Below are 22,508 nucleotides of genomic sequence, written 5' to 3' on the forward strand. Positions count from 1 at the left end.
GCGGGTCCGGCTGCCCATGGCGCATGATTCCCTCTCGGGTCGAGGAGACCCTGCCGGAGCCGGCCCCCTTCGGGCACGCCGTTCGGGGGCGGGGGCCCGACGACGGTACGTGGTGCGAGGCGTGGACGGTGCGGGACGTGCCGGCCCACCAGACCGGCAACGCCGAGGAACTGGCAACTGGCCCGGGTGCTGGAGGCGTTCCTCGCCGGTTCACCGGTGGAGACCAGGGGCTTCGACCGGGAGGAACCCTACCGGCGGATGTCCGGCACCGACCTGTGGGCGGCGTTCCTGAGCCGCTGCGAGAAGCTCACCGAGGCCGCCGCGGCCGCCGCCCGGGAACTGTCCCCGGACACGGAGGTGATGTGGACCGGCCGGACGGTGCGGGTCCCCTTCTTCGCGGAGCACATGAGGGAGGAACTGATCCTGCACCGCTGGGACCTCACCGGCGACGACGGTACGGCGGCGCGGGCGCTCAGCGAGCCGTGGCTGACGGAGCACAGCGTGACGTCGGTCGGCCGGCCGCTGGGGGAGACGCTTCGCGTCTTACGGTGTCGTGACGTGCGGGCGCGGACGCGTGGTGCGGGGGCCGCGTGCGCCTAGCGTGGCCCGCATGCGTGTACTGGTCACCGGCGGTGCCGGGTTCATCGGGTCCCATGTCGTCGAGGCGCTGACGGCGCGCGGTCACGAGGCGGTCGTGTTCGACGTCCGCGACGATCCGGGCGCCGACGTGCGCAGCCCGGCGACGGTCGGGCAGGCGCTGGCGGGGGTGGACGCGGTCTGCCACCAGGCCGCGATGGTCGGCCTCGGCGTCGGGTTCGGCGACGCGGCGGAGTACGTCTCGCACAACGACCTCGGTACGGCCGTGCTGCTCTCCGCGATGGCCGAGGCCGGGGTACGCCGCCTCGTGCTCGCCGGGTCGATGGTCGTGTACGGGGAGGGACGGTACGAGTGCCCGCGCCACGGCGTCGTACGGCCCGGCCCGCGCGCGGTCGCCGATCTGGACGCCGGACGGTTCGAGCCGCGCTGCCCGGTGTGCGGTGCCGAGCTGACACCCGGCCTGGTCGGTGAGGACGCGCCGGCCGATCCGCGCAACGTGTACGCCACGACCAAGCTGGCCCAGGAGCATCTGGCCGCCGCCTGGGCCCGGTCGACGGGCGCCTCGGCGGTGTCGCTGCGCTACCACAACGTGTACGGCCCCCGGATGCCCCGCGACACCCCCTACGCGGGCGTCGCCTCCTTCTTCCGTTCCGCGCTCGCCCGGGGCGAGGCGCCCCGGGTGTACGAGGACGGGCGGCAGCGCCGGGACTTCGTCCACGTCGAGGACGTGGCCGCCGCCAACGCGGTGGCGCTGGAGGCGGATCCGGTCCCGGGTGTACTGAGGACGTACAACACCGGAAGCGGCGAGCCGCACACCGTGGGTGAGATGGCCCGCGCGCTGGCCGCGGCGTACGGCGGACCGGCCCCGGTGGTCACCGGGGAGTACCGGCTGGGCGACGTACGGCACATCACGGCCGACTCCTCGCGGCTGCGGGCCGACCTGGGCTGGAAGCCGGAGGTCGGGTTCGCGGACGGGATCGCGGAGTTCGCGCGGGCCGGGATGCGGGGCGCATAGGGCCTGTTGCGAAAGTGGCGTCGTCGCCCGAAGGGCGGCCGCGCGGCGTCCGGTGCGTGCTCTCGGCGTGCCGCCCGGAAGCCCTCGTACTGGGCGTACTCGGGCTTTCGGGCGGTGCGGCGAGAGGGGGCGTGCCGGGCGTCGCGCGGCAGACGGCACTTTCGCAACAGGCCCTCTGCCCCGGACGGACCGGTGGTGCTGCCCGCGATCAGGAAGCGGCGGCGGGCAGCACCACCTCGAAGCGGCAGCCACCGGGAATGTTGTGCACGGTGGCCCGGCCCTGATGCGCCTCGACGATCCCGCGCACGATGGCGAGACCGAGTCCGGCCCCGGCCGGCGGGGTACGGGCGTGGCTGCCGCGCCAGCCGGTGTCGAAGACGCGGGGCAGGTCCTCGTCGGGGATGCCGCCGCAGCCGTCCGTGACGGACAGCACGACGGCGCCCTCGGGCGACCGCTCGGCGGCGACCGCGACCGTGCCGTCGGGGGGCGTCCGGCGGATGGCGTTCACCAGCAGGTTGCCCAGCACCCGGCTCATCTCCTTGCCGTCCACCTCGACCGGCACCGGCTCCACCCGGTCGCCGACCAGCCGTACGCCGTGCTCGCGGGCCAGCGGGTCGGCGCCCGCGAGGGCGTCGCCGACGAGGTCGTACAGGGACATCCGGCTCGGGCTCAGCGCGAGCGCGCCGGCGTGGATGCGGGAGAGTTCGAAGAGGTCGCCGACCATGTCGTTGAGACGCTCGACCTCGGTGCGGATCTGCTTGTAATAGCGGTCGGGGTCGGTGGCGACACCGTCCTCCAGGGCCTCCGACATGGCACGCAGCCCGGCCAGCGGGGTGCGCAGGTCGTGCGAGATCCAGGCGACGAGTTCGCGGCGCGAGGTCTCCAACGCGCGTTCCCGCTCCCGGGACTCGGCGAGTTTCGCGCTGGTCGCCGCCAGCTCGCGGCTCACCTCCTCCAGTTCGGCGGTGGCCGGCACCAGGGGCACGGCGAAGTCGCCTTCCTCACCGAACGACCTTGCCGCGAGGGCGAGTTCACGGCTACGGGCGACGACCCAGCGGCCCAGCAGCAGGGCCGTCGCGAGGGACACCGCGGCCGCCATCGCGACGACCGTCGTCACCACCGACAGGTCGTGCGAGGAGAGGAACATCGCCCAGGCGACGGCCAGGGTGCCGGCGAGCATCGCGACCACGCCGACGGTGGCGACCACGGCGAGGGACGCGGTCAGCGAGCGCCGCCGCAGCAGGCGCAGCGCGGCCGCGCCGAGCAGCCCGGTTCCGGCGGCGCCGGCGAAGGCGTACAGGGCGATGAGGAGGGTGTCGCGCATGTCAGGCCGCCCCTTCCGATCCGTCAGGTCCGCCCTGGGAGCTCTGTCCGGCCTGGCCGGCGTGGCCGCTCGGCTCGAAACGGTAGCCGACGCCCCACACCGTCTGGATCAGCCGTGGCCGGGCCGGGTCGTCCTCGACCTTGGCGCGCAGCCGGCGGACATGGACCGTGACGGTGGACAGGTCACCGAAGTCCCAGCCCCATACCGCCCGCATCAGGTCCTCCCTGCTGAACGCCCGGCCGGGGTTCCGCAGGAAGAAGGCCAGGAGGTCGAACTCACGCAGGGTGAGGGCGAGTTCGGCGCCGCCCTTGGTGGCGCGGCGGGCGCCGGGGTCGACGGTGAGGCCGGCGCGCGAGAAGGACCGGTCGGCGGAGGCGGGGCGGCTGCGGCGCAGCACCGACTCCACCCGCAGGACCAGTTCCCGGGGGCTGAAGGGCTTGGTGACGTAGTCGTCGGCGCCGACCTCCAGGCCGAGGATGCGGTCGTCCTCGTCGCCGCGTGCGGTGAGCATGATGACCGGGACGGCGGCGTGGCCGCGCAGCCGCCGGCAGACCTCCAGGCCGTCCATGCCCGGCAGCATCAGGTCGAGCACGACCAGGTCCGGCCAGTGGGCGGCGGCGCGGGTCAGGGCGGTGGGGCCGTCGTCGGCGTGATCGACCAGATACCCGGCGCGCTCCAGGTATCCGGCGACGATCTCGGCGACGGTCGGGTCGTCGTCCACGACCAGGACCCGGGCCGCGCCGGCGGTGGCCCGGGCCTCGGTGAGCTCATACGGCTGCTGCATGCCCCAAGCCTCGCACCGGGCCGTCGCGGGTGTCGCGGCCGCGGGTGGGCCCGGTGGGCGACGTTCGCGTTTCGTAAGAAACCGGGGAGGCGGGTGCCGGGGCTCCGACGTCCGCGTTTCGTAAGCAGCCTGGGCCCGATATGCCCGGTTCGCGTTCGTAGGGTGAGAGCCGTGACCACCTCACCTTCTTCCCCTTGCCCGGTGCCGGACGTGGACGTCGTCCTGCCGTGTCTGAACGAGGCGGACGCCCTGCCCTGGGTGCTCGCCCGGATCCCGGCGGGCTGGCGGGCCCTCGTGGTGGACAACGGCTCCACCGACGGCTCGGCCGGCATCGCCCGGGCGCACGGTGCGACCGTCGTGCACGAGGCGCGGCGCGGCTTCGGCGCGGCGTGCCACGCGGGGCTGGCCGCGGCGACCGCCGGCATCGTCTGCTTCTGCGACTGCGACGCCTCGCTGGATCCAGGGCTCCTCGTGCCGTTCGTGCGCGAAGTACTGGACGGCGAGGCGGACTTGGTGCTCGGCCGGCGGCGTCCGCAGGGGCGGGGCGCGTGGCCCGCGCATGCCCGCGCGGGGAATCTGGCACTGGCGCGGCTGCTGCGGCGCCGTACCGGACTGCGCCTGCACGACCTCGGTCCGCTGCGCGCGGCCCGCCGCGAGGCGCTGCTCGGTCTGGACCTGGACGACCGGCGGAGCGGCTATCCGCTCCAGATGGTGGTGCGGGCGGCCGACGCGGGGTGGCGGATCGCCGAGCACGATGTGGCGTACCTGCCGCGCGCGGGTTCCTCGAAGGTGACGGGCACGTGGCTCGGCACGTGGCAGGCGGTGCGGGACATGAGCCGGGTGCTGCACGAGGCGCCTCGGGTGCGGGCCGGTGGGGGCTGGTCGCGCAGTTCCCCGCGCCCCTAAGGGGCTTACACAGCTGCGGGCAGTCGTGCCTCCCCCAGTGCCTTGAGGGCCTGGGAGGTGCCCCCAGGGCGGCACGGGTGGGCGCAGCGGCACCCGGCAAGCGCCGGTAAGCGTCCCCCACCCGGCAAGCGCCGGTAAGCGTCTCCACCCCCCGGCCCCCACCCACCCGCACCGTCCAAGGGACCCCCATGACCACCCTCCTCGTCATCGCCAAGGAACCCCGCCCCGGCAAGGTCAAGACCCGGCTCACCCCGCCCTTCTCCCCCGGGCAGGCCGCCGCCCTCGCCGAGGCCGCCCTCGCCGACACCCTGGACGCGGTGGCCGCGACCCCCGCCGACCGCCGGGTCCTGGCCCTCGACGGGGACCCCGGCCCCTGGCTGCCGCCCGGCTTCGACGTGGTGCCGCAGTGCGCCGGCGGCCTGGACGAACGGCTCGCCGACGCCTTCGCCCGCTGCTCCGGCCCCGCCCTCCTCATCGGCATGGACACCCCCCAGGTCACCCCGGCCCTCCTCACGGTGGACTTCGCGGAGTGCGACGCGTACTTCGGTGCCGCCGAGGACGGCGGGTTCTGGGCGCTGGGACTGGCCGACCCGGACCCGGCGCTGCTGCGCGGGGTGCCGATGTCCGTGCCGGAGACCGGCGCCGTCCAGCGGCAGCGCCTGCGCGACGCCGGGCTGCGCGTGTGCGACCTGCCCCGGCTGCGGGACGTGGACACCGCGGCCGACGCGGCCGCCGTCGCCGCGCTCGCCCCGCACGGCCGGTTCGCCGCCCTGCTGGCCCGGTGCGCGGCGCCCAGCGGAACGGGCCGCCGATGACCACCTCGCCGGCCGTCCCCTGGACCGGCACAGACCCCTACGCCGCCGCGCTGCGCGCCGGGCACGGCCCGCTGTTCCTGCGCCGCGCCGACGGCTGGCTGCTGCCCCTGGACGTCGAACGCTGGTGCGCGCGGGCCGACCCGGTCGACCGGGCGGTCCTGGACCGCTGCGAGGGCGCGGTCCTGGACGTCGGCTGCGGCCCCGGCCGGCTGGTCGTCGAACTCGCCGGCCGGGGCCGTACCGTCCTCGGCATCGACGTCAGCTCGGCCGCCGTCGACCACACCGTGCGGCTCGGCGGCCAGGCCCTGTGCCGCTCCGTCTTCGATCCGCTGCCCGGCGAGGGGCGCTGGGGCACCGTCCTGCTCATGGACGGCAACGTCGGCATCGGCGGCGACCCGCACGCCCTGCTGGACCGGGTGGCCCGGCTCCTCGCCCCCGGTGGGCTGCTGATCGCCGAGACGACCGAGGTGGACGTGGACGAACGCGCCCACGTCCACCTCACCGACGCCCGGGAGGCCGTCGGCGTCCCGTTCCTCTGGGCGCGGCTCGGCACCCCGGCCCTGCTGCGCTACGCGCGGGGCTGGGAGCCGGAGGCTCGCTGGGTGGCCGGCGGGCGCCGCTTCGTGGCCCTGCGCACCCGGCGTGCCAGCAGCAGGGCCGAGCCGCCGAAGAGCACGGCGGTGATCAGCAGCCAGCGGGCCGCGAAGCCGTCCGCGGACAGGCCGGTGGCCGACCGGTAGTGGCCGGCCACCGTCCCGCTGATCAGCGGGAACCACACGAGCAGGAGCAGCGCCGAGAGCGCGGCCGGGACCCGGACGTACATCGCCCAGGACCGGCGCCCGGCGGTGCCCAGCCCTCGTAGCACCGCCCGGTCGGCCAGCGCGTACAGCGGCAGCAGCACGAGGTCGTGCAGCAGGGCCGCCCCCACCACCCACAGCGCCACGCCGAGCCAGTCGCCGGACAGCAGCCGTACGCCGGCGTAGGCGGCGAGCGCGAACGAGCAGGCCAGCAGGAGGATCTGGAAGGGGCTGCCGAGGGCGGGGCGCGGGCGCATCACAGGTCTCCGAAGGTCATCCGGGCCACCCACTTGGTGTTGAGAACACCGGGTGCGGCGGGCACGATCACGCGCGCCGGGTAGCCGTGGTCGGGGGACAGGTCCTCGCCGTTCACCTGGAGGGCGAGCAGGGAGCGCGGGTCGGCGACCTGGTTGGCACGCAGCGCACCGCGGCGGAAGGCGCCGTGCCGCTGAAGGGACTCGACGAGCACGTCCGGCGGGTCGTCGTAGCCGACCAGTGCGGCGAGGTCGCGCAGGCGCACCCCGCGCCACCACTGGTCGGCGGTCGACCAGCCCTCCACGCAGGCGATCGGCAGCGCGGCGCTGTGCTGCGGCAGCCGGAGGAGTTCGGGGCGGCTGAGGCGGACCGTCCGGCCGTCCGGTCCGGTGACGACGAGCCGCCAGGCCTCTTCCCCGGTCTCCTTCGGGTCGACACCGGCGTACGCGGCCGTCTTGTTGATCTGGAAGCCGTTCGGCCCGCTGCCCGGGTCGGCTCCGCCGTGCGGTGCGAGCAGGGCGGTGCGCCGCAGCGCGCCCCCGATGCTCTGCCCGGCCGTCGTGACGAGCAGCAGCAGGGACGCGCCGGACACGAACCGCAGCGCCCCGCGCCGCGAGACGGTGGGCGCGTCCGGCCGGGGTGGCGCCAGCTCCGCCTCGTCCTGGCGCCGTTCCCGAACGGCCCGCAGCGCGGCCGGTGTCTTCAGCGCCGCGTGCGCCAGGAACGCGGCGAAGAACACCCAGGCGCCGTAGAAGTGCAGGGGGTAGAAGGAGCCGGGGAAGAGGTAGTCGAGCTGGACGTTGAGGACGCCGGTGGTGAACTCGAAGAGACCGCCGCCGACCAGCAGCAGCAGGGAGATCCGCTCCAGGGCGTGGGCGAGCGAACGGGCCGGGGGCAGCGTGAAGAGCTTGGGCACCACCGACCAGAGCTTGGCGAGCAGCACCGGGATCAGGGCGATACCGAGGGTGACGTGCAGGCCCTGGGTGGCCCGGTAGAGCCAGGAGGGGTTCGTCGGCCAGGCGAAGAGGTAGAAGCCGAGGATGCCCTTGTCCGGGGTCTGGTCGTTCACCGCGGCCAGGTCCGGGTTGTACGCGGCGTACGACAGCAGTCCGGTCACGAACAGCACGGTGATGCCGGCGAGCAGCACCAGGCCGAGCACCGAGGTGAACCAGGTGCCGCGCACCGGGCTGCGCCAGAAGCCGGGTGAGGTGGGAAGCCGTGGGTCGTCGTGTCGCATGGTCCGACCGTAGGCCGGGGGAAGTCCGGAAAAGGGGACGCGACCCATGACGAAAGTCTGACGTCAGCCGCCTGATCCACACTCCGGCGCGGTCGCCGACCTAGCGTTCCGGTGTGACCCGCACCCCGCTCCGTGACCGGTACGCCGATCGGTCCGCCGACCTGATCGCCGTCCTCGCCGCCGCCCTGCTCGTGCTCGTCGCCGTACTGGTCGGCCGGCACCTCCAGGACACCTACCGCGTCCTGTTCGTGCACTGGCCGCCGTTGTTCGCCGACTGGGACCCGCACGTGGGGCCGGGCACCCCGGCCGCCGTGCTGGTCGCGGCCGCCGTGGCGGCGTACGGGCCGAGCCTCGCCGTCCGGCTGCCCTGGCGCGGGCTGCTGGGCGCCGCCTGGGGTGCCTGTCTGGCCTGGACGTGGTCGCTGGCGCTGGTCGACGGCTGGCAGCGGGGCGTGGCGGGCCGGCTCACCAGCCCCAACGAGTACCTCACGGTCATCGGCCGCTTCCACGACATCCCGGCGGCCCTGCGCGACTTCACGCACCACATCGTCAGCGGCACCCCGGCCCCCTGGCCCGCCCACATCGCCGGGCATCCGCCGGCGGCCACGCTCACCTTCGTCCTCCTGGACCGCGCCGGGCTGCGCGGCGGCGGCTGGGCGGGCGCCTGGTGCATCACCGTGGGCTCCACGGCCTGTGTCGCCGTGCTGGTCGCGGTGCGGGCGCTGGCCGACGAGCGGCTCGCCCGGCGGGCCGCGCCCTTCCTGGTCCTGGCCCCGGCCGCGGTGTGGGTGGGCGCCTCGGCCGACGGGTACTTCGCGGCGGTCGCCGCCTGGGCGGTGGCCCTGCTGGCGCTCGCGGTGACCGGCCGGTCCGTGGCGTGGGCCGCGGGTGCCGGACTGCTGTACGGGCTGACCTGCTACCTGTCGTACGGCTTGACGCTCTTCGCGCTGATCGGGGCGGCGGTGCTGGTGCTCGGCCGGCGCCGGGTGCGCGCCCGCCCTGCCGTCCTCGCCCTGCTGCTGGCCGGGGCGGCGGTCGTGCCGCTCGTGTTCACCCTTGCCGGGTTCGACTGGTGGCAGGGGTACCGGCTGCTGGTCACCCGCTACTACCAGGGCGTCGGCGGGACCCGGCCGTACGGCTACTGGGTGTGGGCCAACCTCGCCTGCACGGTGGTCATCACGGGCCTGGCCACGGTGGCCGGGCTGCGCAGGGCGGGTGCCGTACTGATCCACCGCCGTACCGCGGCCGCCGGGCAGACCCGTCTCGCCTTCCTCGTGGGCGCCGCCCTCCTCGCCCTGCTGATCGCCGACCTGTCCGGGATGAGCAAGGCGGAGACGGAACGCATCTGGCTGCCGTTCGCGATGTGGCTGCTGCCGGCCTGCGCGTTCCTGCCCCGGCCGCGCGCCTGGCTCACGGCCCAGGCACTGCTGGCGCTGCTGCTGAACCACCTGCTGTTCACGGGCTGGTGACCCCGCCGGTCCGGCTCGTGCCCCGCGGCGCGGGCCGGAGTTCCGGCTCGCAGCCCGTCCATGTGCAGCGGGAGTCGGCGGTCAGTGGCCGCTCCCGCCGTCCCGCGCATGACGTGGGAGGACCGGCTCCTCCAGTGCTGGGGCGACACCGTCCGTCCGGTCGGCGCACGGTCCTTTCGCCTGGGCGCGCTGCGCGGCGAGGAGCGGCATGGAGATGTGGGCCATGTCGCCGGGCGGGGGCGACGTCAACGACCACAGGGGCGGGGGTGTTCCGTCGGCGACCGCGGCCGGGGCGTCGGTCAGGTTCATGCGCTCGCGCAGGCGGCCGTAGAAGTCCATCGGCGCGAGCCGGACCACCCGCAGCCGGGCCGGGGCGGCGTACACGCCGATCCAGTCCCCCGGGTCCAGGACGCCGCGCACCTGGCCGTCGACGCTGACCGCGGCCTGCCCGGACCGTTCCAGGACGCGCAGGCCGACGGGTTCGTTCGGGGCCGTGACGACCGAGCGGTTGAACGCCATGTGCGGGGCGACCGGGGTGAAGACGAGCGCGTCCGCGCAGGGCGAGACGACGGGTCCGCCGGCGGCGAAGCTGTAGGCGGTCGAGCCGGTCGGCGTCGCCACCAGCAGCGCGTCGGCGGAGTAGGAGGCCAGCAGCCGGCCCGAGATGTACACCCCGACGGACACCTGACGGTCCCGGGACAGCTTCTCCAGGACGACGTCGTTGACCGCGGTGACGTGCAGCGGGACGCCCCAGTCGGTGTCCTGCTCGCAGTCCGTGCGCACCTGGGGCGGCGGCAGCAGCGGCCCGCGGCCGTACTGCATCAGCCGCTCCATGTCGGCCGGCACCTCCAGGCGCCGGGAGGCGCGCATGGTAAGCAGCAGCCTGCTGTCCACGGTGTAGCGGTCCTCGCGGATCGCGTCCAGCGCCGCCCGGACCGAGCGGACCGGGACCTCGGTCAGGAAGCCGACCCGGCCCAGGTCGACGCCGAGGACCAGGGCGTCGTTGCGGGCGGCGAGCCGGGCGCCGCGCAGGAAGGTGCCGTCCCCGCCGAGGGTGACGATCAGGTCGGGATCACCCGCGGCGGCGACCTCCTCCCCGGAGTGGTGCCGTCCGCCGTCGTGCCACACGTCGATGTCGGTGCACCGCACGTCGTGCTCCGCCGCCCACGCCCGTACGGCACAGGCCGCTTCCACCGCCTCCGCGTGCCCGCCGTGCACCACCAGTCCGAGTCCGTTCACCGTCATCTCCGCCTCCAGGACACCACTGTGCTCAGCCGCTGCTCCCACGCTGCCACGGCGGGGCGGATCTGTCGGGCGGAGCGGGATCACAGGCCGGGGGAGATGGCCGGCGGGGTGAGCTCGGCGGTGGTCTTGATGTCGGGCCCGGCCCGGATACGGCGCAGGTGGGCGCAGGCCGGGTGCGGGGAGAGCCCCGTCTGCCGGGCCGCCCGTCCACGACGAGCACACCGTCACCTGCGAGGTCCTCGACTCCAGCGACACCGCCCCCGCCCATGCGTCGGGCCCACCCGCACCTACGACGAGGGTGGCCGCGGGCTCCTCCTGGTCGGCCGGCGGCACCGGCGTCCCGGCTCGACGTCCCGGTGCACCAGCTCGTGCTCGTGAGCCGCGTCGAGAGAGGAGGCAAACCTGGCCTGTGATCCGCAGGGTCGTGGCCACCGGCAGCGCGCCCTCCTCGTCCAGCAGGGCGCGCGGATCCGGCCCCGGCACGTAGCGCATCGCGATGACAGCACGCCGCGGTCGCGAGCCGTGCCACCCGTGCGCCGGCGAACCGGCGTCGCGCCTCGGTCTCGGTCAGCTCCGGCACCGCGTACCCCGTCCCCGCCCCGGTCGCCCGTCTTCGCCTCCGGCGCTCACCGCCACGGCCGTCTCGCCGGCCCTGGTCCTGGCGGGCTGCGCACAGGTCGCCACGGTCTCACCCGCCGACGTACGCGACCACACCACGCAGACGAGCCAGACCCGGTCCGGGACCGTCGCCCGCACCGGCCTAGGCCGCCCGCCAGGTGAGGTGCAGTTCCTGGGGTGAGCGGTGGATCAGCGTCGGGCGCATGGTGACGGGCCGCCCCCGCCTGAGCCGCAGATCCGGCAGTCGGCGCGTCAACTCCTCCACCGTGATGCGGAGTTGGTCACGGGCGAGCTGGGCGCCGACGCAGGCGTGGGCGCCGAAGCCGAAGGCGAGATGGCGGGCGGGGGTGGTGCGGGTGATGTCGAACGTGTCCGGGCGGGGGTGCCGCGAGGCATCCCGGTTGGCCGCGCCGAACGCGACGAACAGCTCTGCCCCGGCGGGGAGTTCGGTACCGGCGAGGGTGACCGGGCGGGTGGCCACCCGCCGGAAGCCCTGGAGCGGCCCGTCGTGGCGGGCGGCCTCCTCCACGGCCGCCGGGATCAGGTCCGGTTGCGCACAGAGCAGTTCCCACTGGCGACGGTGGCCGAGCAGATGCAGGACGGTGGTGCCGATCAGCGCGGTGGTGGTCAGGTGCCCGGCGAGCAGCAGGTTCTGGAGGTGGGCGACGGCCTCGTGGCGCTGTTCCAGGGGGAGTTCGGCGTGGCCGGGTTCGGCCACGGAGGTGACGATCTCCGTGGCCAGGTCCTCGCGGGGGTGCGTGTAGCGGTCGCGGGCGCAGCGGTCGAGGACGTGCTGCATGGCGACGACGTCCTCCGCGGCGGCGACCTGCCCGGCCTCCGGCAACGGCCGGAACAGCAGCTCCTCGGCGCGCCGGCCGCCGTGCACGACGAGGGGCACGTCGGCGGGGTCGAGGCCGACGATCCGGCCGATGACCTCGCCGGGCAGCCGAGCGGCGTAGGCCGACATCAGCTCCACCCGGCCCTCGGTCACGAACCCGTCGACGAGGGCGGCGGCGCGCTCCCGGGCGTACGGTACGGCCGCCGCGATCCGGGCCGGTGACAGTGCGCGCAGCAGCGGGGTGCGCAGTCGGTGGTGCCGTTCGCCGTCCGAGGTGACCACGACCGGGCGGCCGCCGAAGCCGCCGCCGAGCACGGCGAGCGCGGCGGGCGCGGGCACGACGTCCGGCCTTAACGCGTTCGCCGACGAGAACTCCTCGGTCCGCCGCAGCACTTCACGGACGTCTTCGTCCCGGGCCACCAGCCAGGCGTCCAGTTCGGGCACCCACACCAGCCCCTCCGCCGCCCGCGCCCGCGCGTACAGCGGATAAGGGTCGCGCATCAAGTCGTCGAGCCTGTCGTGGCTGTCGTGGCTGTCGTGCAGTTCGCGTTCCATGAGACGCCCCCCGGGACGACGACGGTACGGACCGCGCTCATGGTGCCGTACCGGCGTGCGGCCGCGACAGGGCCGGGCCGGGCGGGGGCGGGGCCGGGGCCCAGTCAGAAGGCGGCCGGCCACCCCTCGTGGGCCGGCTGCGACGGGTCAACGGTGAAGCGTGCCCGCCCCGGCCGGCTTGCCTAACATCGTGACGTGGTCAACTTCCTCCTTCAGCGGACGGCTCCGCTGCCGATCGACGAGGCGTGGCGCCGGCTCACGCGGTGGTCCCGGCACGCCGACGTGGTCCCGCTGACCCGGGTCACCGTGCTCACCGATCCCCCGACCCGCGCGGGCACGGTCTTCGTGGCCCGTTCCGGCTTCGGGCGGCTGGCGTTCGACGATCCCATGGAGGTGACCGTCTGGGAGCCCCCGCAGGACGGCGGTTCCGGCCGGTGCCGCCTGGTCAAGCACGGCCGGGTGGTGCTCGGCTGGGCCGAACTGGAGGTGCACCCCGGCCCCGGCGGCCGTACCCGGGTGGTCTGGCACGAGGAGCTGCGGATCCGGGGGCTGCCCTCGGTCTTCGACCCGCTGGTGCGCCGGACGTCCCGGGCCGTCTTCGGACGGGCGGTCAACTCGCTGCTCCGGCGGCCCTGACGCCGGCGAGAGGGAGCGCCAGGTGCACTGGCCCGATCCGCCGCGCCGGAGCCGGGGCAGGCGAGGACGCCGCGTCGTGGTGGATCGGGGTGTGCGCGCCGGTCAGGGGGACCCCGCTGCCTCCTCTCCGGTTCGCGACGATCTCGGCCGCGATCGACAGCGCGGTCTCCTCGGGCGTACGGGCGCCGAGGTCGAGGCCGATGGGCGAGCGGAGACGGGCCAGCTCACGCTCGGTGACGCCGGCCTCGCGCAGGCGCGCCTCGCGGTCCAGGTGGGTGCGGCGGGAGCCCATCGCGCCGACGTAGGCAACCGGCAGGCGGAGGGCGAGCCGGAGCAGCGGGATGTCGAACTTGGCGTCGTGGGTGAGGACGCACAGGACGGTACGGCCGTCGACCCGGGTGCGGTCCAGGTACCTGTGGGGCCAGTCGACGACGATCTCGTCGGCCTCCGGGAAGCGGGTCGTGGTGGCGAAGACGGGGCGCGCGTCGCACACCGTCACGCGGTAGTTCAGGAACCTGCCGACGCGGACCAGTGCGGACGCGAAGTCGATCGCGCCGAAGACGATCATCCGGGGCGGGGGGACGGAGGACTCGACCAGCACCGTGAGCGGTGCTCCGCACCTGGAGCCCTGCTCTCCGATCTCCAGGGTGCCGGTGCGGCCCGCGTCCAGGAAGGCGGCCGCCTCGGCGGCGACCGTACGGTCCAGCTCGGGACGGGCGCCGAAGCCGCCCTCGTGGGAGCCGTCGGCGTCCACCAGGAGGGCGCGGCCCAGCAGCTCGGCCGGCCCGCTGACGATCCGCGCGAGGGCCGCCGCCTCCCCGCGCACGACGGCGGCCAGCGCGGCCGCGGCCACCGGCCGGGCCGGGTCGGCCGCCCGTACCGGGGTGACGAGGACGTCGATGACGCCGCCACAGGTCAGGCCGACGGCGAAGGCGTCCTCGTCGCTGTACCCGAAGCGCTCCAGGACGGTCTCGCCGTCCTCCAGTGCCTGCCGGCACAGCTCGTACACGGCGCCCTCCACACAGCCGCCGGAGACCGACCCGACGGCGGTGCCCTCGGCGTCCACCGCGAGCGCGGCGCCGGGCTGCCGCGGAGCGCTGCCGCCGACCGCCACCACCGTGGCCACGGCGAAGTCACGCCCGTCGGCGATCCACCGGTTCAGCTCGTCGGCGATGTCCAGCATTTCCGGTTCTCCTTGGCAGGTCGGGGGCAGGCGACCCGACAGGGGCGCGGGACCGTGCCGTCGCCGCCGTCGCGGGTTGCCGCCCGGCGCCGGGATGCCGTTGCGCCCACCCGTACCGCCTGGTCCCCGAGGCGTTGAGGGCCTGGGGAGGCACGACTGCCCGCGACGGCAGCTGTGTCACGGTGCGGCCGCGAGCGGCGGCCACGCCCTCGTCATGCGGTGCCCGTCAGATGTTCCGGGCGTACCGGCGTGCGGTTGAGTTCCAGCCCGGTCGCGTCCCGGATCGCCGCGAGGACGGCCGGAGTCGAGGACAGGGTCGGGGCCTCGCCGACGCCGCGGAGCCCGTACGGGGCGTGGTCATCGGCGAGTTCGAGGACGTCGACCGGGATGGTCGGCGTGTCGAGGATGGTCGGGATCAGGTAGTCCGTGAAGGACGGGTTCCTGACCTTCGCGGTCTTCGGGTCGACGATGATCTCCTCCATCACGGCGATGCCCAGGCCCTGGGCGGTGCCGCCCTGGATCTGGCCGACGACGGAGAGCGGGTTGAGCGCCTTGCCGACGTCCTGGGCGCAGGCCAGCTCGATCACCTTGACCAGCCCCAGTTCGGTGTCCACCTCGACGACCGCTCGGTGGGCGGCGAAGCTGTACTGGACGTGGCCGTTGCCCTGCCCGGTGCGCGGGTCGAACGGCTCGGTCGGCCGGTGCCGCCACTCCGCCTCGACCTCCACGGCCTCGTCGCCGAGGACGTCCACCAGGTCGGCGAGCACCTCGCCGCCGTCGGTGACGACCTTGCCGCCCTCCAGGAGCAGCTCGGCGGCGGCCCAGGCGGGGTGGTGGGTACCGAACCTGCGGCGGCCCAGGTCGAGTACTTTCTCCCGGACCAGCTCGCAGGAGTTCTTCACGGCGCCGCCGGTGACGTACGTCTGCCGGGAGGCCGAGGTCGAACCCGCCGAACCCACCCGGGTGTCGGCCGGATGGATGGTCACCCGCGCCACGCCGAGCTCGGTGCGGGCGATCTGCGCGTGGACGGTCACCCCGCCCTGCCCGACCTCCGCCATCGCGGTGTGCACGACGGCGACGGGCTCGCCGCCGACGACCTCCATACGCACCCGCGCGGTCGAGTAGTCGTCGAAGCCCTCGGAGAAGCCGACGTTCTTGATGCCGACCGCGTAGCCGACGCCGCGTACGACACCCTCGCCGTGCGAGGTGTTGGACAGACCGCCGGGCAGCTGCCGTACGTCCACGCCCTCGCTGCTCTCCCACTGGCGCTCGGGCGGCAGCGGCATCGCCTCGACCCGGCGCAGGAGTTCGGCGACGGGCGCCGGGGAGTCGACCGGCTGCCCGGTCGGCATGACGGTGCCCTGCTCCATGGCGTTCAGCTTCCTGAACGCCACCGGGTCCATGCCCAGTCGCCGGGCCACCTTGTCCATCTGCGCCTCGTAGGCGAAGCACGCCTGGACCGCGCCGAAGCCGCGCATCGCGCCGCAGGGCGGGTTGTTGGTGTACAGGGCGATGGCCTCGATGTCGACGTCGTCGACGGCGTACGGCCCGATGCCGAGCGAGGAGGCGTTGCCGACGACCGCCGGGGAGGCGGAGGCGTAGGCGCCGCCGTCGAGCACGATCCGGCACTTGACGTGCGTCAGCTTGCCTTCGCTCGTGGCCCCGTGCTCGTAGTAGAGGCGGGCCGGGTGGCGGTGGACGTGGCCGAAGAAGGACTCGAAGCGGTTGTAGACGATCTTCACCGGCCTGCCGGTGCGCAGGGCCAGCAGGCAGGCGTGGATCTGCATCGACAGGTCCTCGCGGCCGCCGAACGCGCCGCCGACGCCGGCCAGTGTCATCCGCACCTTGTTCTCGGGCAGACCGAGCACCGGGGCGATCTGGCGCAGGTCGCTGTGCAGCCACTGCGTGGCGATGTAGAGGTGGACGCCGCCGTCCTCCTCGGGCACCGCGAGGCCGGACTCGGGACCGAGGAAGGCCTGGTCCTGCATGCCGAAGTGGTACTCGCCCTTGACGATGACGGCCGCGCGCCTCGCCGCCTCGTCGGCGTCGCCGCGGATGATCGGCTGGCGGTGCAGGATGTTCGGGTGCGGGACGTGGCCGATGTGGTGGTCGGCGCGGTTCTCGTGGACGAGGACCGCGCCGGGTGCGGTCGCGGAGGCCTCGTCGGTGATGACCGGCAGCTCGCGGTACTCGACCTTGATCTTCGCGGCGGCGCGGCGGGCCGTCTCCGGGTGGTCGGCGGCGACGATCGCGACCGGTTCGCCGTGGTGGCGCACCTTGCCGTGCGCGAGGACCGGGGTGTCCTGGACCTCCAGGCCGTAGTTCCGCACCTCGGTGGGCAGGTCGTCGTACGTCATGACGGCGTGGACGCCCGGCTGGGCGAGGGCCTCGCCGGTGTCGATCGACACGATCTCGGCGTGCGCGACCGTGGAGCGGAGGATCTGGCCCCAGAGCATGTCCTCGTGCCACAGGTCGGAGGAGTACGCGAACTCGCCGGTGACCTTGAGGGTGCCGTCCGGGCGAAGCGTGGACTCGCCGATGCCGCCCTGTGCCGGGGAGCCCGGGGAGCCCTGGGTGACCTTGCTGGGAGTGCCGAGGGGGGCGCTGTCGGAGGGCATCCGGCTCAGACCCCCTCTCCCTGCCGGGCGGCCGCGAGGCGGACCGCGTCCATGATCTTCTCGTAGCCGGTGCAGCGGCACAGGTTGCCCGAGAGCGCCTCGCGGATGTCCGCGTCGGTCGGGCTGGGGTTGCGCTCCAGCATCTCGTCGGCGGCGACCAGCAGCCCCGGGGTGCAGAAGCCGCACTGGACGGCGCCGGCGTCGATGAACGCCTGCTGGACGGGAGAGAGCGCCGCGTGCGGGAATGCGCCGGTGCCTTCGCCGGCCGGGGACTCCTGGCCCCCGGCGGCCAACGCCTTCGCCTCGTCGAGCGAGGTCCCGCGGGCATCGCCGCGGGCCCGCTGCCTGGCCTGGTCCGCCAGCCCTTCGACCGTGACCACCTCGCGCCCCTCGACCTGTCCGGCCGCGACCAGACACGAGCACACCGGTACGCCGTCCAGCCGGACGGTGCAGGACCCGCACTCCCCCTGTTCGCAGGCGTTCTTGGAGCCGGGCAGGCCGAGGCGCTCACGCAGGACGTACAGCAGGGACTCGCCCTCCCAGACGTCGTCGGCTTCCTGCGGGCGTCCGTTGACGGTGAAGTTGACACGCATCAGGCGACCATCCCCTTCTGCTGAGCGGTGCCGCGGTAGGAGTCCCAGGTCCAGGTGAGCGTCCGGCGGGCCAGCACGCCGACCGCGTGGCGGCGGTAGCCCGCGGTGCCCCGGACGTCGTCGATCGGGTTGCAGGCGGCGGCGCACAGGTCCGCGAACTGCTTGACGACCGACGGGGTGATGACCTTGCCGTTGTCCCACCAGCCGCCCTCGTCGAGCGCCGCGCTCAGGAAGTCCTCGGCGGTCCTGGCGCGCACCGGCGTCGGAGCGGCCGAACCGATCCCGGTCCGCACGGTCCGCGTCTCGGGGTGCAGGGCGAGCCCGAAGGCGCACACGGCGATCACCATCGCGTTGCGCGTGCCCACCTTCGAGTACTGCTGCGGGCCGTCGGCCTTGTGCACCCGCACCGCGCGGATCAGCTCGTCGGGGGCGAGGGCGTTGCGTTTCACGCCGGTGTAGAAGTCGTCGATGGGGATGAGCCGGGTGCCGCGCACCGACTCGGCCTCGACCTCGGCACCCGCCGCGAGCAGCGCGGGGTGGGCGTCGCCGGCCGGGGAGGCGGTGCCGAGGTTGCCGCCGACGCCGCCGCGGTTGCGGATCTGCGGGGAGGCGACGGTGTGCGAGGCGAGGGCCAGGCCGGGCAGCTCGGTGCGCAGGTGCTCCATGATCCGGGCGTACGGGACGGAGGCGCCGAGCCGTACGCTCCCCTCGACGGCCTCCCATTCGTAGAGGTCGCCGATCCGGTTCAGGTCGAGGAGGTACTCGGGCCTGCGGTGGTCGAAGTTGATCTCGACCATCACATCGGTGCCGCCCGCGATCGGCACCGCGGTGGGGTGCTCGGCCTTCGCGGCGAGCGCCTCCTCCCAGCTGGCGGGGCGAAGGAAGTCCATGACCGGCTCTCTTCTCCGTCTCGTCGAGTCTCGTGAGTCGTGCGGATTGAGCCAATCCGTGTGCGGCGGGCCCGGCTCGTTCATGTCCTGTTGACGCGGAACGAGGCCAGTACACCGCCCCTTGCTCCAGCGGGGTCAGTCACCGAAACCATGAAGGAGTTGGCTGGCCAGCACGGCCATCTTGTAGATTCGTATGAACGGGGGCCATCAGTAACCTCCTGGTTTTCCCGGGGAAACGCAGGAAACACCCTGGCAGCCGTCGGTCGCGGCCCGGCGACTCCTGGTGACGGCCCGCGGACCCGCAGGTCCGGGGCGCCCCACTCATGACCCTTCAGGATTCATCGTAGATTTCGAGACACAGAACGGCGGCGACGAGATGCGGCTGCGCGCACTGCTGGACACCCACGCGCTGGGCCTGCGGCTGCTCGACGGCGAGGACGAGCTGGACCGCACCGTGCGCGGGGTCATGACCACCGACCTGCGCGACCCCAGCCGCTACCTGGCCGGCGGCGAACTGGTGCTGACGGGCCTGGCCTGGCGCCGGGACGCGGCGGACTCCGAGCCGTTCGTACGACTCCTGGTGCAGGCCGGGGTGGCGGCGCTGGCGGCCGGTGAGGCGGAGCTGGGGGACGTCCCCGAGGACCTGGTCGTGGCCTGTGCGCGGCACCGGCTCCCGCTCTTCGCGGTCCATGAGTCGGTGGCGTTCGCGACGATCACCGAGCATGTCGTACGGCAGGTCAGCGGCGAGCGCGCCGGGGACCTGGCGGCCGTCGTGGACCGGCACCGGCGGATGATGACGTCGGGGCCGGCGGGCGGCGGCCCCGACGTGGTCCTCGACCTGCTCGGTTCCGACCTCGACCTGCGCGCCTGGGTGCTGTCCCCGGCCGGCCGTCTGATCGCGGGCTCCAAGGTGTCCGGGCCCGCGCTGCCCGCCGACGTCTGCGCGGCGCTGGCCGCCGAGCACCTGGCCGCCACCCGCACCGGCCGCCGCGGCCCGCACCGCGTGCTGCTGGGCACCACCCCGTACTCCCTTTTCCCGGTCCGTTCCCCGCAGGGCGCGCGGGACGTGCGGGAGACGGTGCTGTCGGACTGGCTGCTGGCGGTCGAGGCGGACGCCGGCGACTGGCCCGAGGAGCGGCTCGACCTGCTCCAGGGCGTCACCCAGCTGATCGCCGTGGAACGCGACCGCCGTGACGCGGCGCGCACGGTGCGGCGCAGGCTCGCCCAGGAGGTCCTCGAACTGGTCCAGACGGGCGCGGCACCGACCGAGATCGCCGCCCGTCTGCGGGTGGCCGCGCCGGTCCTGCTGCCGGGCCTCGGCGCGGCCCCGCACTGGCAGGTGGTCGTCGCCCGTGTCGAGTGGGACGGCGGGGAGGTGGCGGGCGGCCCGGTCGGCCAGTGCCTGCTGGAGGAGATCCTGGTCGACCCGCTCGCGAGCGGCCCGGAGCCCTCCGACCGGATAGCGGTCGCCCACACCGGTGACGAGGCGGTCGCCCTCGTCCCGCTGCCCGCCGTCGCCGCCGAGCACGACGGCTCCGAGGCCGGCGTGCACGCCGACGTCCTCCTGGCGTCGGTACGGACCCCGCTGGCGGCGGGCCTGGGCGACGACGGCCGGGTCACCGTGGGGGTCAGCGCGGCCGTGCACTCGGCGGAGGGGCTGCGCGGCGCCCTGGAGGAGGCCCGGCACGCCCGCCGGGTGGCCGCCGCCCGCCCCGGCCGGGTCTGCGCGGCCGGCCACCAGGAGCTGGCCTCGCACGTCCTGCTGCTCCCCTTCGTCCCCGACGACGTCCGCCGTGCCTTCACCGCCCGGCTGCTGGACCCGCTCCGGGACTACGACCGCCGCCACCGCGCCGAACTGATCCCCACCCTGGAGGCGTTCCTCGACTGCGACGGCTCCTGGACGCGCTGCGCCACCCGTCTTCACCTGCACGTCAACACGCTGCGCTACCGCGTGGGGAGGATCGAGCAGTTGACGGGCCGGGACCTGTCCCGGCTGGAGGACAAGCTCGATTTCTTCTTGGCGTTGCGGATGAGCTGAGGTCACGCGGGCGTACGACCGGCTCCCGCCGAGTGCCGTCGCCGTCCCACGACTTTGTGAAATTATTCACCCACCCTCTTGGCCCCGCGCTGTGATCGGTGCTGGAATGCGGCCACCACTTCACTGCTCGACGGCGCGCTAGGGGAGGGCAACGTGGCGTACTCCGCCATGTCTGGGAACGGAACGACCGCTGGTGACGATCCGCTCCAGACCGCGGTATGGCGGCTGCGTTCGCGGGCCTGCTGGGCCGACGCGGCGGCTCTGCTGCCGTCGGACACGCCCGCGTACACGCTGCAGCGGGCGGGGCTGATGGTCGAACGGTGCCTGTACACCGAGCGGGGCTGGGAGGAGGCCGAGGACGCGCTGCGGACGGCGGAGGCGGTGGCCCGGTCCGACGAGGAGCGGGGGGCGGCCGCCTGCGAGCGCGGCCAACTCGCTTACGCGGCCACGCTGCACGGGGTCCGCGACCGGGCCGACGAGGCGCGGGCCGCGCTCGGCAGGGCGGCGGCGCTGATCCCGCCGGGGGCACCGGTGCGGGCGCTCCTCGACTTCCGCCGGGGCCTGCTGGCGGAGAACCTCACCAGCGCCCCGCAGGCCGCCCGCGCCGCCTACCGTCGCGCCCACGCCGGCGCCACGGCCCACGCCGACCCCCTCCTGCTCTCCTTCACCTGGCGCCACCTGGCCGGACTGGCGTTGCGGGACGGCGATGTGAGCGAGGCACGACACGGTTTCGCCGAGTCGCTGCGGATCAGGGAGGAACTGGGCTACCTCGTGGGCACGGCCCCCGCCCTCGCCTCCCTGGCCGACACGGAGTCCGAGCCGGAGGCGTCGCGGCTGCGGGAGGAGGCCGGCCGGCTGTTCCGCCTCCTGGGCGGTGTGCCCACGTGGCTGGCAAGGCAGCTCACCCCACCGTCCCCGGGAGCGGCAACGGCGTGACAGCCGGGGGCGGGGAGTGTCACTCACCGGCGTCGGCAGGGTGCCTCCCCCAGCCTTCGGCCGGGGGGACCCCCAGCGCCCACCCTCCCCCACTCTCGGGGCCCCTCCCAGACCCTTGAGGCACTGGGCGAGGCACGACTGCCCGCAGCCGGGAAGAACCGGGGACCGCAGCGCCCCGTCAGGGGCGCGGGGCTGTCTCAATGTGCGGCTCCGCCGCGTGGGCGCGACCAGGCACGACGGACGCGCACCCGGCACCCGGCACGCGCACTGACGACGGCCCCCGACACCTACCGCATCCCGACAGCCGGCCCCGGCCGCCACCCCCACGGCGCGCCCCCGCGTAAACCCGTCCCGCCCCTCACCCCGCGCCGGCGAAATGCCCGGCCACCAGCCTCCGCACCGTATCCAACTCCCCCGCGACCAAAGCCTCCAGCAACGCGGCATGCTCCCCCGCGTCCGACATCAGGTCGGCCCGGCCCCCGCGCAGCGGAACCGCACGGCGGTGCAGGTCCTCCGCGATCTGCACCAGTTGCTCGTTGCCCGCCAGGGCCAGCACCGCCCGGTGGAACGCCCGGTCGGCCTCCGCGTACGTCGCCCGGCACCCCGACGCCGCCGCCCGCACCGACTCCTCGGCGAGCGGCCGCAACGCGGCCCACCGCTCGGCCGGCACGCTGCGCGCCAGCCGCAGCATCACCGGCACCTCGATCAGCGCCCGCACCTCGGCCAGTTCCGCGAGCTCGCGGGCGCCCCGCTCGACGACCCGGAACCCGCGGTTGGGCACGACCTCGACCGCGCCTTCCAGGGCCAGTTGCTGCATCGCCTCGCGCACCGGCGTCGCGGAGACCCCGAACCGCTCCCCCAGCGCCGGCCCCGAGTACACCTCGCCGGGCGCCAGTTCTCCGCTGGCCAGCGCGGTACGCAACGCGTCGAGGATCTGCCCGCGCACGGACGCCCGCTGCACGGTGGGCCGCGGCCGCGGGACCGGCCGCTCGCCGTGCGGGTGCTCGCCGTGCGTGTGCTCGCCGCGCGCGGCCTGCGGGTCGGCGGGGAACCCGGGCGCCTCCCGCGCCGACTCCTCGGACCGCGACCGCGCCGACGCCCTGGCCGTCTCGGCGGGAGCCGCGTGCGCGCGCTGGTTCACGGGTCTCCTCCGGGTCAT

19 protein-coding genes and 1 pseudogene are annotated in these 22,508 nt (G+C 74.6%); 9 read left to right on the forward strand and 11 right to left on the reverse strand.

The annotated features are described in order from the left end of the window. The first annotated feature begins 186 nt into the window (after nucleotides 1–186). Entirely contained in the window at nucleotides 187–600 is a 414-nt protein-coding gene (locus LQ326_RS29020) for a hypothetical protein (RefSeq protein ID WP_234541988.1), read from the forward strand. 10 nt (nucleotides 601–610) lie between these two features. Next, complete coding sequence (locus tag LQ326_RS29025) at nucleotides 611–1,612, forward strand: NAD-dependent epimerase/dehydratase family protein (protein ID WP_234541989.1); 1,002 nt, start codon at nucleotides 611–613, stop codon at nucleotides 1,610–1,612. Nucleotides 1,613–1,820: 208 nt separating this feature from the next. Here the strand turns inward: LQ326_RS29025 and LQ326_RS29030 are convergent, their stop codons facing one another. Further along, nucleotides 1,821–2,936 carry a sensor histidine kinase gene (locus LQ326_RS29030; RefSeq protein WP_234541990.1) on the reverse strand — a complete coding sequence of 372 codons (1,116 nt, stop codon included), beginning with the start codon at nucleotides 2,934–2,936 and terminating at the stop codon, nucleotides 1,821–1,823. A 1-nt stretch (nucleotide 2,937) separates the two neighbouring features. Continuing rightward, complete coding sequence (locus LQ326_RS29035; RefSeq protein ID WP_234541991.1) at nucleotides 2,938–3,720, reverse strand: response regulator transcription factor; 783 nt, start codon at nucleotides 3,718–3,720, stop codon at nucleotides 2,938–2,940. Between the two features lie 162 nt (nucleotides 3,721–3,882). Here LQ326_RS29035 and LQ326_RS29040 point away from each other — a divergent pair, with 162 nt between their 5' ends. From LQ326_RS29040 to LQ326_RS29050, 3 genes are all read left to right on the forward strand, one after another. After that, on the forward strand, nucleotides 3,883–4,626 hold the full coding sequence (locus LQ326_RS29040) for a glycosyltransferase family 2 protein (RefSeq protein ID WP_234541992.1): 744 nt from the start codon (nucleotides 3,883–3,885) through the stop codon (nucleotides 4,624–4,626). A 188-nt stretch (nucleotides 4,627–4,814) separates the two neighbouring features. Next, complete coding sequence (locus LQ326_RS29045; protein ID WP_234541993.1) at nucleotides 4,815–5,441, forward strand: TIGR04282 family arsenosugar biosynthesis glycosyltransferase; 627 nt, start codon at nucleotides 4,815–4,817, stop codon at nucleotides 5,439–5,441. Further along, a complete protein-coding gene (locus LQ326_RS29050) occupies nucleotides 5,438–6,181 on the forward strand; it encodes a class I SAM-dependent methyltransferase (RefSeq protein WP_234541994.1) in 744 nt (247 codons plus the stop codon). Before LQ326_RS29045 ends, LQ326_RS29050 begins: the two co-directional genes overlap by 4 nt. Before the next feature lie 313 nt (nucleotides 6,182–6,494). On the opposite strand, the gene LQ326_RS29055 is transcribed toward LQ326_RS29050, so the two are convergent. Then, complete coding sequence (locus LQ326_RS29055; RefSeq protein WP_234541995.1) at nucleotides 6,495–7,730, reverse strand: molybdopterin-dependent oxidoreductase; 1,236 nt, start codon at nucleotides 7,728–7,730, stop codon at nucleotides 6,495–6,497. A gap of 113 nt (nucleotides 7,731–7,843) precedes the next feature. Here LQ326_RS29055 and LQ326_RS29060 point away from each other — a divergent pair, with 113 nt between their 5' ends. Then, nucleotides 7,844–9,199 (forward strand): hypothetical protein, encoded by a 1,356-nt coding sequence (locus tag LQ326_RS29060; RefSeq protein ID WP_234541996.1) that lies wholly within the window; start codon nucleotides 7,844–7,846, stop codon nucleotides 9,197–9,199. 81 nt (nucleotides 9,200–9,280) lie between these two features. Here LQ326_RS29060 and LQ326_RS29065 read toward each other — a convergent pair whose 3' ends face one another. From LQ326_RS29065 to LQ326_RS29075, 3 genes and pseudogenes are all read right to left on the reverse strand, one after another. Then, entirely contained in the window at nucleotides 9,281–10,444 is a 1,164-nt protein-coding gene (locus LQ326_RS29065; protein WP_234541997.1) for an NAD(+)/NADH kinase, read from the reverse strand. Nucleotides 10,445–10,782: 338 nt separating this feature from the next. Beyond that, a pseudogene (locus tag LQ326_RS29070) lies at nucleotides 10,783–10,942 on the reverse strand (serine/threonine protein kinase); the annotation flags it as partial. 262 nt (nucleotides 10,943–11,204) lie between these two features. Further along, nucleotides 11,205–12,455 (reverse strand): cytochrome P450, encoded by a 1,251-nt coding sequence (locus LQ326_RS29075; protein ID WP_234541998.1) that lies wholly within the window; start codon nucleotides 12,453–12,455, stop codon nucleotides 11,205–11,207. A gap of 195 nt (nucleotides 12,456–12,650) precedes the next feature. Here LQ326_RS29075 and LQ326_RS29080 point away from each other — a divergent pair, with 195 nt between their 5' ends. After that, nucleotides 12,651–13,091: an SRPBCC family protein gene (locus LQ326_RS29080; RefSeq protein WP_234541999.1), complete on the forward strand. Its 441-nt coding sequence runs from the start codon at nucleotides 12,651–12,653 to the stop codon at nucleotides 13,089–13,091. Here the strand turns inward: LQ326_RS29080 and LQ326_RS29085 are convergent. The 4 genes from LQ326_RS29085 to LQ326_RS29100 all read right to left on the reverse strand — a co-directional run bounded on the left by LQ326_RS29085 (nucleotide 13,066) and on the right by LQ326_RS29100 (nucleotide 18,375). After that, a complete protein-coding gene (locus tag LQ326_RS29085; RefSeq protein WP_234542000.1) occupies nucleotides 13,066–14,274 on the reverse strand; it encodes an XdhC family protein in 1,209 nt (402 codons plus the stop codon). The two genes, LQ326_RS29080 and LQ326_RS29085, sit on opposite strands and share 26 nt — an antisense overlap. A 212-nt stretch (nucleotides 14,275–14,486) precedes the next feature. Next, nucleotides 14,487–16,892, reverse strand: a complete 2,406-nt coding sequence (locus LQ326_RS29090) for a xanthine dehydrogenase family protein molybdopterin-binding subunit (protein ID WP_234542001.1) — start codon at nucleotides 16,890–16,892, stop codon at nucleotides 14,487–14,489. 5 nt (nucleotides 16,893–16,897) lie between these two features. Then, nucleotides 16,898–17,485: a (2Fe-2S)-binding protein gene (locus tag LQ326_RS29095; RefSeq protein WP_234542002.1), complete on the reverse strand. Its 588-nt coding sequence runs from the start codon at nucleotides 17,483–17,485 to the stop codon at nucleotides 16,898–16,900. Next, a complete protein-coding gene (locus LQ326_RS29100) occupies nucleotides 17,485–18,375 on the reverse strand; it encodes an FAD binding domain-containing protein (protein ID WP_234542003.1) in 891 nt (296 codons plus the stop codon). The genes LQ326_RS29095 and LQ326_RS29100 overlap by 1 nt, the downstream gene beginning before the upstream one ends. A 376-nt stretch (nucleotides 18,376–18,751) precedes the next feature. Between LQ326_RS29100 and LQ326_RS29105 the strand changes: the two genes are divergently transcribed. Both LQ326_RS29105 and LQ326_RS29110 read left to right on the forward strand, forming a co-directional pair. Beyond that, nucleotides 18,752–20,413 (forward strand): PucR family transcriptional regulator, encoded by a 1,662-nt coding sequence (locus LQ326_RS29105; protein WP_234542004.1) that lies wholly within the window; start codon nucleotides 18,752–18,754, stop codon nucleotides 20,411–20,413. A 168-nt stretch (nucleotides 20,414–20,581) separates the two neighbouring features. Further along, nucleotides 20,582–21,349: a hypothetical protein gene (locus LQ326_RS29110; RefSeq protein WP_234542005.1), complete on the forward strand. Its 768-nt coding sequence runs from the start codon at nucleotides 20,582–20,584 to the stop codon at nucleotides 21,347–21,349. Nucleotides 21,350–21,707: 358 nt separating this feature from the next. Here LQ326_RS29110 and LQ326_RS29115 read toward each other — a convergent pair whose 3' ends face one another. Beyond that, nucleotides 21,708–22,490: a GntR family transcriptional regulator gene (locus LQ326_RS29115; RefSeq protein WP_234542006.1), complete on the reverse strand. Its 783-nt coding sequence runs from the start codon at nucleotides 22,488–22,490 to the stop codon at nucleotides 21,708–21,710. Between the last annotated feature and the right edge of the window lie 18 nt (nucleotides 22,491–22,508).

The organism is Streptomyces shenzhenensis (assembly GCF_021462265.1).
GTDB classification, from domain to species: domain Bacteria; phylum Actinomycetota; class Actinomycetes; order Streptomycetales; family Streptomycetaceae; genus Streptomyces; species Streptomyces shenzhenensis.

Bases quoted from the DNA above. Each gene is read 5' to 3' on its own strand.
- LQ326_RS29030 (WP_234541990.1), bottom strand. From the start codon at position 2,936: ATGCGCGACACCCTCCTCATCGCCCTGTACGCCTTCGCCGGCGCCGCC.
- LQ326_RS29050 (WP_234541994.1), top strand. From the start codon at position 5,438: ATGACCACCTCGCCGGCCGTCCCCTGGACCGGCACAGACCCCTACGCC.
- LQ326_RS29075 (WP_234541998.1), bottom strand. From the start codon at position 12,455: ATGGAACGCGAACTGCACGACAGCCACGACAGCCACGACAGGCTCGAC.
- LQ326_RS29045 (WP_234541993.1), top strand. From the start codon at position 4,815: ATGACCACCCTCCTCGTCATCGCCAAGGAACCCCGCCCCGGCAAGGTC.
- LQ326_RS29105 (WP_234542004.1), top strand. From the start codon at position 18,752: ATGCGGCTGCGCGCACTGCTGGACACCCACGCGCTGGGCCTGCGGCTG.
- LQ326_RS29085 (WP_234542000.1), bottom strand. From the start codon at position 14,274: ATGCTGGACATCGCCGACGAGCTGAACCGGTGGATCGCCGACGGGCGT.
- LQ326_RS29055 (WP_234541995.1), bottom strand. From the start codon at position 7,730: ATGCGACACGACGACCCACGGCTTCCCACCTCACCCGGCTTCTGGCGC.
- LQ326_RS29095 (WP_234542002.1), bottom strand. From the start codon at position 17,485: ATGCGTGTCAACTTCACCGTCAACGGACGCCCGCAGGAAGCCGACGAC.
- LQ326_RS29025 (WP_234541989.1), top strand. From the start codon at position 611: ATGCGTGTACTGGTCACCGGCGGTGCCGGGTTCATCGGGTCCCATGTC.
- LQ326_RS29110 (WP_234542005.1), top strand. From the start codon at position 20,582: ATGTCTGGGAACGGAACGACCGCTGGTGACGATCCGCTCCAGACCGCG.
- LQ326_RS29065 (WP_234541997.1), bottom strand. From the start codon at position 10,444: ATGACGGTGAACGGACTCGGACTGGTGGTGCACGGCGGGCACGCGGAG.
- LQ326_RS29100 (WP_234542003.1), bottom strand. From the start codon at position 18,375: ATGGACTTCCTTCGCCCCGCCAGCTGGGAGGAGGCGCTCGCCGCGAAG.
- LQ326_RS29035 (WP_234541991.1), bottom strand. From the start codon at position 3,720: ATGCAGCAGCCGTATGAGCTCACCGAGGCCCGGGCCACCGCCGGCGCG.
- LQ326_RS29090 (WP_234542001.1), bottom strand. From the start codon at position 16,892: ATGCCCTCCGACAGCGCCCCCCTCGGCACTCCCAGCAAGGTCACCCAG.